Annotated in this window: 13 protein-coding genes; 8 read left to right on the top strand and 5 right to left on the bottom strand. The window is 58.7% G+C overall.

All coding sequences use genetic code 11. The features are described from left to right. Window positions 1-599 precede the first annotated feature (599 nt). Complete coding sequence (locus HDF08_RS20565) at window positions 600-1,739, top strand: response regulator (protein WP_179640513.1); 1,140 nt, start codon at window positions 600-602, stop codon at window positions 1,737-1,739. A 160-nt stretch (window positions 1,740-1,899) separates the two neighbouring features. Here the strand turns inward: HDF08_RS20565 and HDF08_RS20560 are convergent, their stop codons facing one another. The 3 genes from HDF08_RS20560 to HDF08_RS20550 form a co-directional block, all read right to left on the bottom strand. Continuing rightward, window positions 1,900-2,268, bottom strand: a complete 369-nt coding sequence (locus tag HDF08_RS20560; RefSeq protein ID WP_179640512.1) for a histidine triad nucleotide-binding protein — start codon at window positions 2,266-2,268, stop codon at window positions 1,900-1,902. After that, window positions 2,268-3,584, bottom strand: coding sequence for a M48 family metallopeptidase (locus HDF08_RS20555; RefSeq protein ID WP_179640511.1), 1,317 nt, complete (start codon window positions 3,582-3,584; stop codon window positions 2,268-2,270). The genes HDF08_RS20560 and HDF08_RS20555 overlap by 1 nt, the downstream gene beginning before the upstream one ends. A gap of 81 nt (window positions 3,585-3,665) precedes the next feature. Then, window positions 3,666-4,124 (bottom strand): DUF6249 domain-containing protein, encoded by a 459-nt coding sequence (locus HDF08_RS20550; RefSeq protein ID WP_179640510.1) that lies wholly within the window; start codon window positions 4,122-4,124, stop codon window positions 3,666-3,668. A gap of 99 nt (window positions 4,125-4,223) precedes the next feature. On the opposite strand from HDF08_RS20550, the gene HDF08_RS20545 reads away from it, so the two are divergent. From HDF08_RS20545 to HDF08_RS20530, 4 genes are all read left to right on the top strand, one after another. Then, on the top strand, window positions 4,224-4,781 hold the full coding sequence (locus HDF08_RS20545) for an RNA polymerase sigma factor (RefSeq protein WP_179640509.1): 558 nt from the start codon (window positions 4,224-4,226) through the stop codon (window positions 4,779-4,781). After that, window positions 4,766-5,110 (top strand): hypothetical protein, encoded by a 345-nt coding sequence (locus HDF08_RS20540; RefSeq protein WP_179640508.1) that lies wholly within the window; start codon window positions 4,766-4,768, stop codon window positions 5,108-5,110. The genes HDF08_RS20545 and HDF08_RS20540 overlap by 16 nt, the downstream gene beginning before the upstream one ends. 158 nt (window positions 5,111-5,268) lie before the next feature. Then, window positions 5,269-7,029, top strand: a complete 1,761-nt coding sequence (locus tag HDF08_RS20535; RefSeq protein WP_179640507.1) for a metallopeptidase TldD-related protein — start codon at window positions 5,269-5,271, stop codon at window positions 7,027-7,029. Between the two features lie 113 nt (window positions 7,030-7,142). Further along, the gene (locus HDF08_RS20530) at window positions 7,143-8,714 is read left to right on the top strand and encodes a metallopeptidase TldD-related protein (protein ID WP_373563244.1); all 1,572 of its coding nucleotides are present in this window, start codon (window positions 7,143-7,145) and stop codon (window positions 8,712-8,714) included. Window positions 8,715-8,754: 40 nt separating this feature from the next. Here HDF08_RS20530 and HDF08_RS20525 read toward each other — a convergent pair whose 3' ends face one another. Then, window positions 8,755-9,540 (bottom strand): septal ring lytic transglycosylase RlpA family protein, encoded by a 786-nt coding sequence (locus HDF08_RS20525; RefSeq protein ID WP_179640505.1) that lies wholly within the window; start codon window positions 9,538-9,540, stop codon window positions 8,755-8,757. After that, the gene (locus tag HDF08_RS20520; RefSeq protein WP_179640504.1) at window positions 9,540-9,791 is read right to left on the bottom strand and encodes a hypothetical protein; all 252 of its coding nucleotides are present in this window, start codon (window positions 9,789-9,791) and stop codon (window positions 9,540-9,542) included. Before HDF08_RS20520 ends, HDF08_RS20525 begins: the two co-directional genes overlap by 1 nt. A 377-nt stretch (window positions 9,792-10,168) precedes the next feature. On the opposite strand from HDF08_RS20520, the gene HDF08_RS20515 reads away from it, so the two are divergent. From HDF08_RS20515 to HDF08_RS20505, 3 genes are all read left to right on the top strand, one after another. After that, complete coding sequence (locus HDF08_RS20515) at window positions 10,169-10,861, top strand: hypothetical protein (RefSeq protein ID WP_179640503.1); 693 nt, start codon at window positions 10,169-10,171, stop codon at window positions 10,859-10,861. A 52-nt stretch (window positions 10,862-10,913) separates the two neighbouring features. Then, on the top strand, window positions 10,914-11,825 hold the full coding sequence (locus tag HDF08_RS20510) for a hypothetical protein (protein ID WP_179640502.1): 912 nt from the start codon (window positions 10,914-10,916) through the stop codon (window positions 11,823-11,825). Window positions 11,826-12,137: 312 nt separating this feature from the next. After that, window positions 12,138-14,228: a radical SAM protein gene (locus HDF08_RS20505; RefSeq protein ID WP_179640501.1), complete on the top strand. Its 2,091-nt coding sequence runs from the start codon at window positions 12,138-12,140 to the stop codon at window positions 14,226-14,228. The last annotated feature ends 28 nt before the right edge of the window (window positions 14,229-14,256 follow it).

Raw genomic sequence — 14,256 nt, 5'->3', positions numbered from 1 at the left:
GCAAGTACCGCCCCGGCTGAGCAGAAGCTACACCCAACCGATGGTGTGGACCATAAGTCCGGAGGTCTGCTTCCTTCATCGGAAGTTCTTTCAGGAGGCCAGTGACTGGCCATTTACTGTAGAAGGGCCGCTTTGTTAAGCGGCCCTTCTAGTTTTGTGGGAATCGTGCCCAGGAAGTGGTAGAAGAGAGTTCTTGCCAAGTAGCTTCTTTCGGCGTACCCTAGGAGTTGCCTTGTGAACCGGCTGTGGGTGCCGATCACTGTGTGGTCATCAAAAAGCTACGAAGTTGGGTAGATTTGGCGACCGAAGACACAGGATTACAGTAGACCGGATTTGTCGGACTCTGTCGCAAACAGGTAGAGGGTGAAAATCAGGTTCGCTGCTGTCTGGCGCTCCAGGCTGTGCGTGACCGGCAGATTCGCCGGTGTGATTGCAGCCAAATACCAATAGAAGACGTCCGTTCGAGTAAAACTTGAGACCGTTTCATCCGACGCTGCAAAACCGGTTTGGTTCCTCCTCCGTGAGCTTCACGGGGCAGGAGAGGCCTTCTGCGTGGGAGAGAACGTTAATTGCGATCTAAAGCAATAGGAAGTGGAAGCATGACTTCAGAGCAGAATGTACCCGAGGTAGATTCTCACCAGGGTTCGACAATGTCTCCCGTCCAGCAGGACGGGGAGGCGCAATTTGCCGGGCAGAACGTCGCGCACGGCATGGGTCAGTCCAAGAGCAGCCGCCGTCGCCGCCGGAAGCGGAAGAGCAAGGGTGGAGACTCCCCTCAGGGCGCTCAACCCGGAAGCCAGTCCGGCGATCAGGGTGCGGGTCAGCCAGTTGGCTCGATTCAGGGTGCTGCCGCTCCGCAGACCTTTCAACCGCAGGGTGGCCAAGGCTTTCAAGCCAACGCCGGCCAGCAACAGAACGGCTCCTCCTCGAGCGGCAAACGCTGGAAGAAGAAGTTTCGGGATCGTGACCGTCAACGCTCGCCTGAGAATCCTGGCAATGTGGCCAGCGGCAGCAACGGCGGCGGATTCAGCAGCAATGGCGGCGGCTATCGCGATCGCGATACTCACCAGCCGGGCAATAACAGCGGCGGCTACAAACGCAAGGGCGGCGGCGGTAAGCAGCAGTCTCGGGGTCCACGCAGCTTTGTCGGCCCCATGGACCACAGCTATCGCGCCGTGAACGGCAACTTCGCCGACACTCCGCCTTCTACGATGGATTCGCACAATGGCAACTACCAGGGCCGCAGCAACGGCCATGGTGGCGGACGCAGCTACCAGAGTGACTCTCAGCCTATCGACTACTCGCAGGGCCGCGCTATTCCAATTGCGGATGACGCGCCGACAAAGATCTTCTTCTTCATCGAAGACCTCTTCTTCATCGCCAAGATCTCTGAGACAGCGCGTAAGCTCGGGGTCAAGGTTGCCTTCGTCAAGAACGACAAGGAGGCAATCGCCTCGCTGGTTGGCGGCGAAGAGGAAGATCGGCCAGGCTTGATCGTCTTCGACCTGAACAATGCAAACGCCAAGCCGTTGACGCTGATTCCCAAGCTGAAGACAAAGCTGAAGCGCAGCACCTCGATCATCGGCTTCCTGTCGCATCTGCAGGGAGATCTGAAGGCGAAGGCCGTCGAAGCGGGATGCGATACGGTGATGCCGCGTGCAGCCTTCTCGCAGAATCTTCCGAACCTCCTCCGCCGGTATGGCATGGAAGAGGAAGAAGAGCCGAACTTCAATATGTAACCGCGTGCGTCCTGCCGGACGAGCCCACTACGCTTGCCACCCCACGAACGAAGACCTGTTCGCGGGGACCCCGATTCGGCGGTCACTTCGTGACGCGTGTACCTTTTCTGGGTAGGGATGAGCCTCGTTGGTCCTCCCTTTGGCCGGAAGGAAACGCGCGCTAGCCTGGAGGCCAGTTCATGTGCCTGCCACCTAGCAAATGCAAATGCAGGTGGTTCACGGTCTGGCCTCCGTCATCGCCGGTGTTGACGACGATTCGATAGCCTTTGCTTAGCTTCTCTGCGCGTGCGATCTTGGCTGCCGCAGACATCAGGGAACCTAACAGCGTGGAGTGTTCCGCCTCCGCCTTCGCGGTGGAAGCAATGTGCTGCTTAGGGATGATGAGCAGATGTGTGGGAGCCTGCGGATTGATATCGGGGAAGCCGATGCAAAACTCGTCCTCGTAGACGCGGTTTGCCGGAATGTCTCCTGCGACGATCTTGCAGAAGAGACAGTCGGAAGATGCGAGATTGCCCGGCGGGATCTTCATTAGGGTTGAAAGTACTTTGGATGCTGCCCTGCTGTCCAGGGGTCGTAGGCCAAGGCGAAGGCGGCTCGGCTTGCCGTCGATGGGTGCCCGTCATACCAAAAGTCGAGGAGGGGATGCGGGGTGGGGTCGTCCAATGAATTCTCACCAAGCTTCTGAAACCCTTGCTGGGTGGTGGTTTGTGGGTCAGAGACGATGCCGTGGATGGCCTCCTGCCCGTACACATCGGCGGCGTGCTCGATAGAGCGGCTGAAGCTGTTTTCAATCGGCTCGGCGAAGAAGTTCAACACGTTTAGGACCAGCACTAACACCGCTAAACAGGCCCAGTCGTTCTGCGAGCGAATCTTCCATCGGGGACCGTATCTCGCCAGCAACCACCAGGTCATTCGCTGGCCTGCGAAGAATCCGAGGAGCAGCAGAACGGCGCTGAACAGGACGCCCTGCACGATGTGGTGGAGCGCGTAGTGGCCCAGCTCGTGGCCGAAGACGCCGGCGAGCTCATCGGGCGTGGCTGCGGCGATGGTCGTATCCCAGAGCACCAGGCGCTTCGACGGGCCGAAGCCGGTGACGTAGGCGTTCATGCTTGTGACCTTGCTGCTGGCTCGCATGAAGAACATTCTGTCGGGTGGCAGAGTGACGCCGCTGCGTGCGACGACTCTCTCCAACTGCGCTACAAGTGCCGGATTGCTTTGCTGCAACGGTTCAAACTTGTTGAAGAGCGGATCGACGAGGATCGGGGAGAGAAAGACGCCGAACAGTACCGCGACCATTGTCGGGATCCAGAACCAGAACCACCAGCGCTTCGGCGACCGCTGGATGACCCAGAACAGCACCATTACAAGGATGCCGGCGACGAGCCATTCGAGCAGAAAGCTTTTGCCTAGATCGGCGAACCAGCTTCCCCAACGCTGCACCGAGAGCCCGTATGCGAGCGATACGTGGTGGCCGTAGAGCCGCAGAGGCGCGTTGAGCAGCGCGGTAAGAAGCAGGAAGAGAAAGACGAAGACGAAACATTGCCCCCATCGGCTCTTCGTTGCCCTCTCGGCGACGTCGCGGAGGCGCGATGGAACACCCAGCGCCAGCAGCAGAATAAGCTGCAGGAAGCCCCAGCCTTCGCCTAGAAGATGCAGCGCGGTACGGTCGCGGAACAACTCCTTGGCGAGCTTGAGTTTTTCAGGCGGCAGCGTATAGGCCGTGTGATTCTGGGCGGCCTCTCGCAGAGCCTGGGCCTCAGTGGAGGTGGTTCCGAGGGCACTCGATGACGGAATCGCGATTGCGAAAAAGCTGATCAGCAGAAGCAAAGCTGCACGGACATTCATCAATCAAAAGGCTCCAACCTGATGAAGCCAGTGTGCATGATTCGTTTGCGAGGCGCAAAGATCGAACCGCGGAGTTGTAACTTACCGGTCCGATCCAGCTCCTGAGGATTCGGCACCGATCTCCAACCCGAAGCGCGATAGCTCGCGCTTCTGCAGGTTGTAGTCGATGAAAAAGCCTACTCCGATAGCCAGCGGAATGATGCCGACGGCTGATCCTGCCAAGACATCCCGCTCCTGCACGATGACGCTGAGCGCTACGAAGAACAGGATCAATCCCAGCCCAACCGAAACCAGGACAATTCCGGTGCGGCGTGCGTTGCCGAGGCTGCGCAGAGGATCTCTGACGCGCTTCTCCTCGTCACCGGAGCCCAACAGTCTCTCGATCTCGGCGATGGGAACACCACGGGCAATCATCGCCATACGCTGTTCGGCCTTGTTTCGGCGTTGTTGAGCTTCAAACCAGATGCCTGAGACGATTGCGACGGCACCGACGGCGCACCCGGCTACCGGGACAATAAACGGACTTGATAGAAAATCCATAAGCTACCTCCACTTTCTGCCCGCGTTAGACCGGGAGGCCCTGTGAAAGTTTCACTCGCCGGAATGAAACTTTCGGAGCACTCTATTGTCTAATCTCGCTTGGATGTCGATCTCACCTTCGAGCAGCTGGTACGCGACCATCAGGCGATGGTCTTTCGCACCCTGCTGCGTCTGACGGGGAGTCGCGAACACCTCGATGATCTTGCCCAGGACGTGTTTCTACGCCTTTATCGGGCGTTGCCCAGTTTTCGCGGCGAAGCGCTGATTACTACCTATCTTTACCGGATCGCGGTGAATGTTGCGCAGGACGAGTGGAAGCGGCGCCGTCGCGATGACCGCTCCCACGTCTCGCTCTCGGACGACACTTCGGCTTGGGAAGAGCGTTTGGCGCATCCCGACAGGAACGCGGAACAGAAGATCGAGGAGCGCGAATTCCAACAGGCGGTCGACGAGCAGTTGCAGCGGCTCAGCCAGATTGAGAGAACGATCCTGATCCTCTATCATCAGGAGGAACGAAGCTACGAGCAGATCTCGTACACGCTGGGAATGCCGATCGGAACGGTGCGGACCCATCTTCATCGAGGGCGCAAGAAGCTTCGCGAAGCGATTAAGCAGAATCAAACCAGTGAGAGGAGAACGGCATGTCAGACGAATTGATGAACTCGGAGTTCGCAAGCAGGATCGACGACGAACTGGACCAGCGTGTTCTCCGTGCCCTGGAGTCTGCGCCTCTGGTAGAAGTTCCGGCCGACTTTGCCGCCCGCGTCGCCGGCAGACTACCTGCGCGACGCCCGGTTTCGCTCACCGCCACTCACTACGGCCGAACCGCGGTGTTTCTCGGCATGATTCTTACGCTGATCATCCTGATTGCGGTGACACTGTACAACGGCAGACACGCTACCTTCGGATTGGCCGAATCTGTTCTTCTCACGGAGTTTCTCGCCCTGACAGTGTGGCTTAGCGTCCGCCGCCACGGCGTTGAGTAAGCTGTCAACAAAAGCCGCCCGGCTGCGTCCAATCCTCAGTCGTCTGCGGAGATGCTGCACGGAAGTTGCACGAGCTGCGCGGCGTTACACGCTGAAGCGGCACTTCCGATACACTCGGCAGCAGGCGTATTTTGCAGGCGAAACGAGTTTCCTTTTCCATGAAGAGACAAAGAGCGGTAGTGGCCGGCGTTGGGTTTGCCGGTCTGGTAGCGGTGACGATTTCGTCTGTTGGTACCAGTGCAGTGGCGGCAACCCGCAGCTCCGAACCAGCGCCGGCGGCGGTTTTGATCGATACCATGGAGACTGAGCTGCATCGCGCGATGAGCTCGCTAGGTAACAACGCAACCGACGCAACCCAACAACCGAAGCCCTACTTTCTTAGCTACGCCGTCTCGGACAGCGACGGCATGAGCCTGACGGCACAGTTCGGCGCGATCACCAGCTCTCGTGAAAACCACCGCCGCACCGCCGATGTACAGGTTCGTCTCGGCACCGCTGCTGAAGACAACACCCATGGCGACCACCGGAATAGCGCACTGACCACCATCCCCTTGCCGCTCGCAAATGATAGCGACGCCATCGCCCGCACTCTCTGGTTCGCCACGAATCGCGGGTACGCGAAGGCGCTGGACGGCTACCTGAAGGTGAAGACGGAGCAGCAGGTCCGCGCAAAAGAAGAGGATGGCTCCGCCGATTTTTCGACTGAGAAGCCGGCTTCGGCGATCCTTTCTCACTCGCCCGCGCTGGTCGTCGATACTGCCGCGTGGCAGAACCGCCTACGTGAACTCTCTGGGCTGTTCAAACAATATCCAGACGTCTTCTTTAACAACGTTGCGCTTGAGGCTACCACCGAGACTGATTACTTTGTCTCCTCCGAAGGCGCGAAGGTGGCGACACCGAACCATGTTGCGCGTCTTGTTATCGTTGCCCGTACCCGCGCTGCGGACGGCATGGATCTCTTCCGCGCCGAGACCTTCGAGGCCGACGAGGTCTCGCATCTGCCTGATCAGAAGACGCTGATCGACAAGACGCTGGCCATGGCGAAGAATCTCGAAGCGTTGCGCGCCGCGCCGGTTACCGAGCCGTTCAACGGTCCTGCGATCCTCAGTGGGCGCGCGTCTGCCGTCTTCTTTCACGAGGTGCTTGGGCATCGCCTGGAAGGCCAACGCCAACGTGGGGATGACGAAGGGCAGACCTTTACCAAGCTGCTTGGCAAACAGATTCTTCCGCCGTTTCTCAGCGTCTCCGACGACCCGACGCTTTCTGACTTTCACGGTGTGTCTCTCAGCGGGCACTACAGCTACGACGACGAGGGCCAGCAGGCGCGTCGTGTGGACCTGATTAAAGACGGCGTCCTCGACACCTTCCTGATGTCGCGGCTTCCGATCGCCAGCTTCTCCACCTCCAACGGACATGGGCGAGCCGAGACGGGACATATGCCGACAGGCCGCCAGGGAAACCTGATCGTCACCTCTTCGAAAACCGTCAGCGATGCCGAACTGCGCGAGATGTTGAAGGCTGAGGCGAAGAAGCAGGGCAAAGCTTACGGTCTCTACTTTGAGGACATCTCTTCGGGTTTTGCCGTTACCACGCGCCGGTCGCCGCAAGCCTTTCAGGTAATTCCTCTGGTTGTCTACCGCGTGTATGTCGATGGCCGCCCGGATGAACTTGTGCGTGGCGTCAGCATTGTGGGCACGCCGCAGGCGGCATTGAATCGCATTCTCGCCACCAATGACAAGCAGGACATCTTCAACGGGATCTGCGGAGCCGAATCGGGGAGCATCCCTGTCAGCGCCGTGGCCCCGGCCATGCTGGTCAGCGAGATTGAGACTCAACGTCAGGCTCAGGGAACGGCGCGACCGCCTATTCTTCCGCCGCCTGGAGCAGCTGCTTCTACCGACGGAAAGGGTGGCCAGTAGTGAATTTACTTAATAAGTTACAAATTGGCAGCTTTTCGGCAGCTCTTTTTTTGACTCCTCTATTTTGTGCGATTGCAGTTACAAATCCTGCTTGCGCAGAGACTTCTCCTACCGTGAACGATCCCCTGCTCCACGCGATGCAGGTAGAGCTTGAGCGCGAGAAGGCTCTGCTGCTTCCCGGGATGCAGCATCCCTACTTCGTGGAGTACCGGCTGGACGATCTGGCCTCCTACGAGGCAGTCGCCAACTATGGCGCACTTACCCGCGAGGAAGAAAACCGTCAGCGCATCGTCCGGGTGACCGTGCGCATTGGAGACTATGCCGTGGACAGCAGCACGAGCCGCGGCGATGGCACCCTGGAGCTTGCGCCTACGGACAACGATCCCGAAGCGCTACGGTACGCGCTCTGGACGGCGACCGACACTGCTTACAAGAATGCGCTTCGGGCTTATTCGGCCAAGCAAGCTGCGCTGAAGCAGTTTCAGTCTCTGCAGGCCCAGCCCGACTTTGCGCAGGCTAAACCGGTTGTCCAGGTTTCGCCCGTCGTGACGCTTGAGCTTGATCGCGACGAGTGGAAGCGCCGCATCGTCGAAGCCAGCGGTCTCTTCGTCTCCGACCCCCAGGTTCGTACGTTCGCGGAGCACGTGCAGTATTCGGTCGCAAACATTCGCGGCATCGCGCTCAACCGCTACCTCGTCAACACGGAAGGGACGGTGGTACGGCACGGTTATACGGGTTACGAGGGAGCGATCAGCGTAGGCGGACAGGCAGCAGACGGGATGCGCCTGAGCCGCGATAACGGCACCGTTGCCGTAAACCCGAAGGAGCTCGAGAGCGCTGCGGCTTTCCACAAACGCACGATTGAGGATCTGAAGAGCTTTGAGGAGCTTCGTAACGCGCCGGTGGTCTCAGCGGATGATTACCATGGGCCTGTGCTCTTCAGCGGTGACGCTTCGGTTGACGTCATTGACAGGCTGCTGGTGCCTAACATCGAAGCCGATCGGCCCGAGATGGGAACTACGGCACGCACCAACGGCGCTTACTCCTCGAGCTTCAAAGCGCGTGTTCTTCCGCAGATGCTCAGCGTTAACGACGATCCGCTGCAGGCGAAGTTCGACGGTAAGGCGCTGCTTGGCGCTTACGATATCGATGACGAGGGGGTTCCAGCGCAGTCGGTCGATATCATCGTCAACGGCAAGCTCGAAAATTTTCTTATTGGCCGGGAACCAATCAAGGACTTTGACACCTCGAACGGGCACGGACGCGCTGCTCCTGCGCAGGCAGCTCACTCCCGCGCCGGAGTCATCCTGGTGAAGTCAAGCCAGCCATTGTCGCGAGGCGAGTTGAATAAGCGCCTCCTCTCGATGGCGAAGGAGCAGGGTCGCGACGTCTACTCGGTCGAAACGCTTGGCGGCGAACTTCTGCCGCGCCTGCTCTATCTCGTGCATCCTGACGGGACGCGCCAGCTTGTTCGCGGTGCGATCTTCGATGAACTCGACAATCGCAGTCTGCGGTCCGATATTGTTGCGGCGGGGAACGATCCTTACGTTTCGAACTCGCTCGGCACTGTGCCGCAGACCACCATCGCGCCGAGCCTGCTCTTTGACGATATCGGCGTGAAACGGGCGACACTGGAGCAGCAGAAGCTTCCGTACTATGAGCCGCCTGCGCTGCCTGGCAGGTAGAGTTTGCCGGGCAATGCTTCCTCGCCTGAGCGTTATCTCGCTAGTCGGTTCGAATCAGATAGGGTGCGGCGGCGGGATCCTTGGGGTGAATGCTGTCGGCGACCTCAGTGGCGTTGGTCTTGTTGGGGAACTTCGGGCTGATCCTGACCCAGTGTCCTGTCGGCCCGGGGAACTCGATCACCTTGGCGGTGGCGTAGCGCCGCATCATCTCTTCTTTCAGCTTCACGGCGTCAGACTCTCGCGCGAACGCTCCGACCTGCACGCACCAATGGCCGCCGGGATCAGCGTTGGCGCGAAACGGAGCGGCGAACGCCTCCACCTTAACTCTGGCGACGCCGGCACGATAGACTCCGGTCGCCTTGGCTGCCGCGAGGGACAGATCGATGATGCGGCCATGCACGAAGGGCCCGCGGTCGGTGATCTTCACGACGACGGATTCGTTATTGGTCAGATTGGTGACACGCACCATCGTTCCCATGGGCAGGGTGAGGTGCGCGGCGGTCATCGCGTTCTGGTCATAGACGGTGCCGTCAGCGCCTTTTCGGCCAGCATAGGGAGGCCCGTACCAACTGGCCAGTCCGACCTCGCTTGAGACAGGCTTGCCCAAATTGCCTGGGACCGGAGCAGGCGGGGGTGAGATCTCAGCAGCAGCCCCGTCTGCGGTTGGGTTGGTTCGCGAGGAGCGAGAGTTTTTGCCGTGGTTTGAGGCCGTCGTCGTGGAAGGTGGAGGCGGTGGCCGGTACGCTCGTGTTGTCTCTTTATGACAGCCGCAGATCGCCAGCGCGCACGCCGACAACACTACGGCCGTGCCAAGCCGGACTTTCATCACGGCTTCGGCGAGTCTTTTGGTTGTGGCGGCGGGGGAGCAGACGACCGTTGCGCGTGGTCGTCCGTTCGCGATGCAAGCTTGTGGAGCTCTGCCGCCGCCGTTCGCAGAGCGTCGGAGCTATTGCGGCGCACGCCCGGTACTACCTCATCGTTGATGTACTTCACAACGTTCTTCAGGTCCGTCTCAAGATGTGTCGCCGCATCCCTCAACTGCTGCTCCCACGGTCGTTTCGGCTCTTCGGCTGCCATGTGCGCACCTCTACCATTTGATTAGATGACGCGGAAAACGCAAGCGTCAACGCTCATCCCATCAACGTGCCGGGATGGTAACGACGGGATCTGCTCCGCGGGCCGGGCAGATATAACTTGCTCTAACGTTCCTGCGTCCGTTATACCTAGGCAAAACGTTCACGATAATTTGTTGACCTCATGAAGCCCCGCGGCCTTCTCTAAGTGGCGGAGCTGCAGTTTATAAGGGAGTTTTTTTGACTATTGCACGAGCACGTTACAGCTTCCGGATATTCTCCACCAAAATCGCAGCCCTGACCGGCCTTGTTTTGTTCGCTTCTCTGGCTACCTCGTCGATGGCGCAATTAGATCTTCCAAAATCTTCCACTGCAGAGGCCATGCTCACTCTGCCAAACGCACCAGAATTCTCTAGCAATGGCACCTCTGTGGACGAATCCAGTTCGAGCAATGAACTCGCGGGATTCGTCAACCCAATGTCGACGAACTACGACATCAGCCTGCCGACGCGTCGCGACATGACCATCTTGCCTGGAGAGACGTCACATCCTCTTAGTTCTCACGGTAAAGTCGTACTTGGTTTTAAGGAGTCGATGTCGATATTTTCCATTCTCGGATGGTCAACCTCCGCGGGGTACAGCCATCTGGTCGACGGCAGCCCGAACTACGGCACGGACAAAGCAGCGTTCGGCGAACGGCTTGGCGCAACCGCACTCCGCAACGTCTCCGAGAGCATCTTCAGCGTCTCTCTGTTCGCTCCTCTTCTGCATGAAGATCCCCGGTACTTCGAACTGGGTCCGGAACATAATGTCGCAAAACGTGTCGTGTACGCGGCAAGCCGTTCGCTCATCACCAGGACTGACGGCGGACACTCAAGCGTCAACTTCTCGCTTCTTGCTGGCAACCTTTTAGGTTCGGCTCTAACCAACGCCTATTATCCCGAGCGGAACCGAGGCTTTGGTCAGACGATGGAGACCTTCGGGACGTCGGTCGGGGGCTCGGCCTTCGGCTATGTTGTCACTGAGTTTCTGAACCAGGCGCTGGTGGCGGCTCACCTTAAGAAGCCTGAGTGATCTTACTGGAATGGGATGGCCGGACCATGACATCGATTGGGATCGCTTAAGCATGCGTTGGTTGCTAGCGATTACGTTGCTGCTGGTTGCTGCGATGGCACATCCGCAGGCGGCGGTCCCGGCATCCCCGACGACAGTCGCCAGCATCTCCGGATCAACCTCAGACGATCTTCCCGACGCTCCAAGCGTAGTCGATGCAGCTCAAAGCGACGTCGTCGCCGTAGCCCAGAGTTCCTTCCAGCAGACCGGCGATGGGATAAAGCCCTGCAACGCCTTTCGCGCCATGAAGGTCGTCTACTACAATCCGCATCGTCTGGATGAGGTCCCCAAGTCCTGCAGCAACCTCATCTATCCCTATCAAAAGTTTCTCGGTACGAACATCATCATCCCCATGACCTGGCAGGAGAAGGGCTACCTCGCGCTTCACGATCTCGCCGACCCCGCTAACTTCGTCACCATCGTTGGGATATCCGCAATCTCGGTGGCCGCCGACTCCCACTCTGCCTACGGCCCTGGCTTTAAGGGATTCGGCAAATCCGTCGGCGTCAGCTACTTGCAGGACGTGACGGGTCAGTTCTTTGGAGCCTTTGCGATCCCTGTCCTGTTCCATCAGGATCCGCGCTACTTCCGCATGCCGAATGCCCCTCTGTCCAAGCGAATCCTGTACTCGGTCTCCCGCACTGTCATCTCACGCCACGACGATGGCAGGCCTATGCCTAATTATTCTGTGTTGCTCAACTATCCAATCGGCGCGGTCCTGGCCAACCAGTATGTTCCCGGCGTCCACAATGACGCCTCCTCTACGGTGACTCGCATCGCCACCGGATACGCCCTGGACCCCGCCAACAATCTGCTCAACGAGTTCCTCCCCGATGTGGCCAGCCACGTTCACGTCCGCATCATCTTCGTTCAGCGGATTCTGAACAACATTGCCAACGGCACCAATGGCGTTACTCTTCAGTGACTTTTTTACCGAATTTCAGGTAAAAACTTCGCCCCATCCACCCACCCTAGTCGCCATTCAATGCAGATTATCGCCGTTCGATACCACATGCTTCGATTTGGCTCCTATGCTGGGTACTGTTAAGAGGTGAGTCGAACGGTATCGTCGCTGCATCTGACAGGAAAAGCAATAGATAGCTCGAATCAAGATGCACACCTCTTGCGACACGGAGCATCAGACTAAGCAGTCTGAAAACGGATCGAAGTAGATAGAATCAAGTAATAAATCCAGAAGATTTCAAGACATCAGATGGACACTCAGGAGACAAAGTAAATGCCGAAGGCCAAAATTGCGGAAAAAGCTCTCACATATGGAGCCAAAGCAGGTTGGGCAGTATTCAACAAGCTGAACTCGTTCAGCCCCAACGCCAGCTTCACCCCAAAGTGGAGCGACAAGCCGCTTCTCAAGAGCTATCAGAAAGAGAAGCCGCCCCTCGGCTGGCCCCGCACCACAGACTCCCTATGTCCGAAGTGCATTCCGGAGATTCGTCAGCAGATCGTTGATGGCAAGCTGCCACACGAGATTCTGCTCAATGAGAAGGTTGGCGAGATCAAGGCGCAGATCATCGAGCGCAACGGCGAGATTCTGATGGTGAAGGATTGCCCGATCCACGGCCACTTTGAAGACCTGATGTCGATCGACACGGCTTTCTTCAGGCACCTCGAAGAGGTCTTCCCCGGCCGCGATATTCGCGCCCACAACGACGAGAAGCTGCACAACCACGGCACCTCCACTGTGACGCACGGCCGCGGTTCGGTTCTCACCATCGATCTCACCAACCGTTGCAACATGATGTGCGATCCCTGCTTCATGGACGCCAATCAGGTCGGCTTCGTCCACGAACTGACGTGGGACGAGATCAAGACCATGCTCGACAACGCGGTCACTATCAAGCCCAAGCGTCAGATGTCGGTTCAGTTCTCCGGTGGCGAGCCGACGCTCAGCCCGTACTTCCTTGACGCCGTCTCCTACGCCCGTAAGGTTGGTTACACCTCCGTGCAGGCCGCAACCAATGGCATTGAGTTCGCCAAGTCGAAGGAGTTCGCCAAGGCCGCTGCTGAAGCCGGTCTCCGTTACGCTTACCTCCAGTTCGATGGCATCGGCAACGCGCCGAACTCGCACCGCAAGGTCGGCAACGCGTTCGACGTCAAACTCCAGGCCATCCATAACCTGCATGAGGCCGGTGTGGACATCGTCCCTGTCACCTGCATCATCAACGGCATTAACAACGAGCAGGTCGGCCGCATCATCGAGTTCGCGCTCGACAACCCGAAGAAAATCAATTTCCTCTCCTTCCAGCCTGTCAGCTTCACCGGCCGCGACGAAGACATCTCGGACGAGCGCCGCATGGCACAGCGCTACACGCTGTCGCACCTCGCCCACGACGTCAAAAATCAGACCGGCCTCGGCGAACCGACGCGCGATTGGTTCCCCATCTCCTTCATGTCCACCTTCTCGGACTGGGCCGACCTCGTCCACGGACCCGACCGCGACTGGGGCCAGCTCTCGTGCGGCTGCCACCCGAACTGCGGTATCTCGATGGCCCTGATGATCGACAAGGAGACCAAGGAAGCAGTTCCCGTCACCGCGTTCATCAACGCAGACCGCCTTGCGAAGGACGTCGCACGCATCAACGACGCCGCCCGCGGAAAGTGGCTCTCGATCATCGGCGTTACGCTCGCGCTGCTTCGCAACTATAAGCCCGAGGCCGCACCGACCCATTTCAAGATCAAGGACCTGCTGCAAAAGTTCGACAAGAGCTTCGGCGCGACCGGCCGTAGCTACGGCAAGGTCACTGCAGACCGCACCATGGCTGACATCGAGAAGCGCCGCGGCGACCGTTGGAACTTCCTCTTCATCGCCGGCATGTGGTTCCAGGATCTCTTCAACTACGACTTCCGCCGCACCGAGCAGTGCATCATCCCCTACGCCACACAAGAGGGTGAGATCAGCTTCTGCGCGTACAACACCGGCGTGGGTTGGCGCAACATCATCGAGAAGATGCACATGACCTCCACCCTCACCAAGTGGTACGAGGAGCATGGCCGTCACGAGATCTTCGCCGGCGGTAAGAAGGTCGGTCTCGAAGCCGAGATGAAGTACGACCTTGTCCTCAACGACGAGCATGTCAACGCCGCCGCCAACGACACCTTCGACAAGTCCGGGATCGCGAAGAACTCTCGCGAAGAGAAGATCCGCGCACGTGATGCGAAGATCAAGCAGGACGCCGAAAATGCCAAGATGGCCAAGCTCTACCGCAAGGAGATTCTGCAAGAGCCCGACGCTCCTGCTGGCTTCATCTCTATCGGCGAGATCAAAGCCGCTCCGGCGCCCAAGGTCGAAGAGACCGTCTCCGGCGACTGAACTCCGCGTTCGGCGAAAAGCGCTTCGC

The sequence above is a fragment of the Tunturiibacter empetritectus genome (genome assembly GCF_013410875.1).
GTDB classification, from domain to species: domain Bacteria; phylum Acidobacteriota; class Terriglobia; order Terriglobales; family Acidobacteriaceae; genus Edaphobacter; species Edaphobacter empetritectus.
This window is presented reverse-complemented; position numbering and strand designations above follow the sequence as displayed.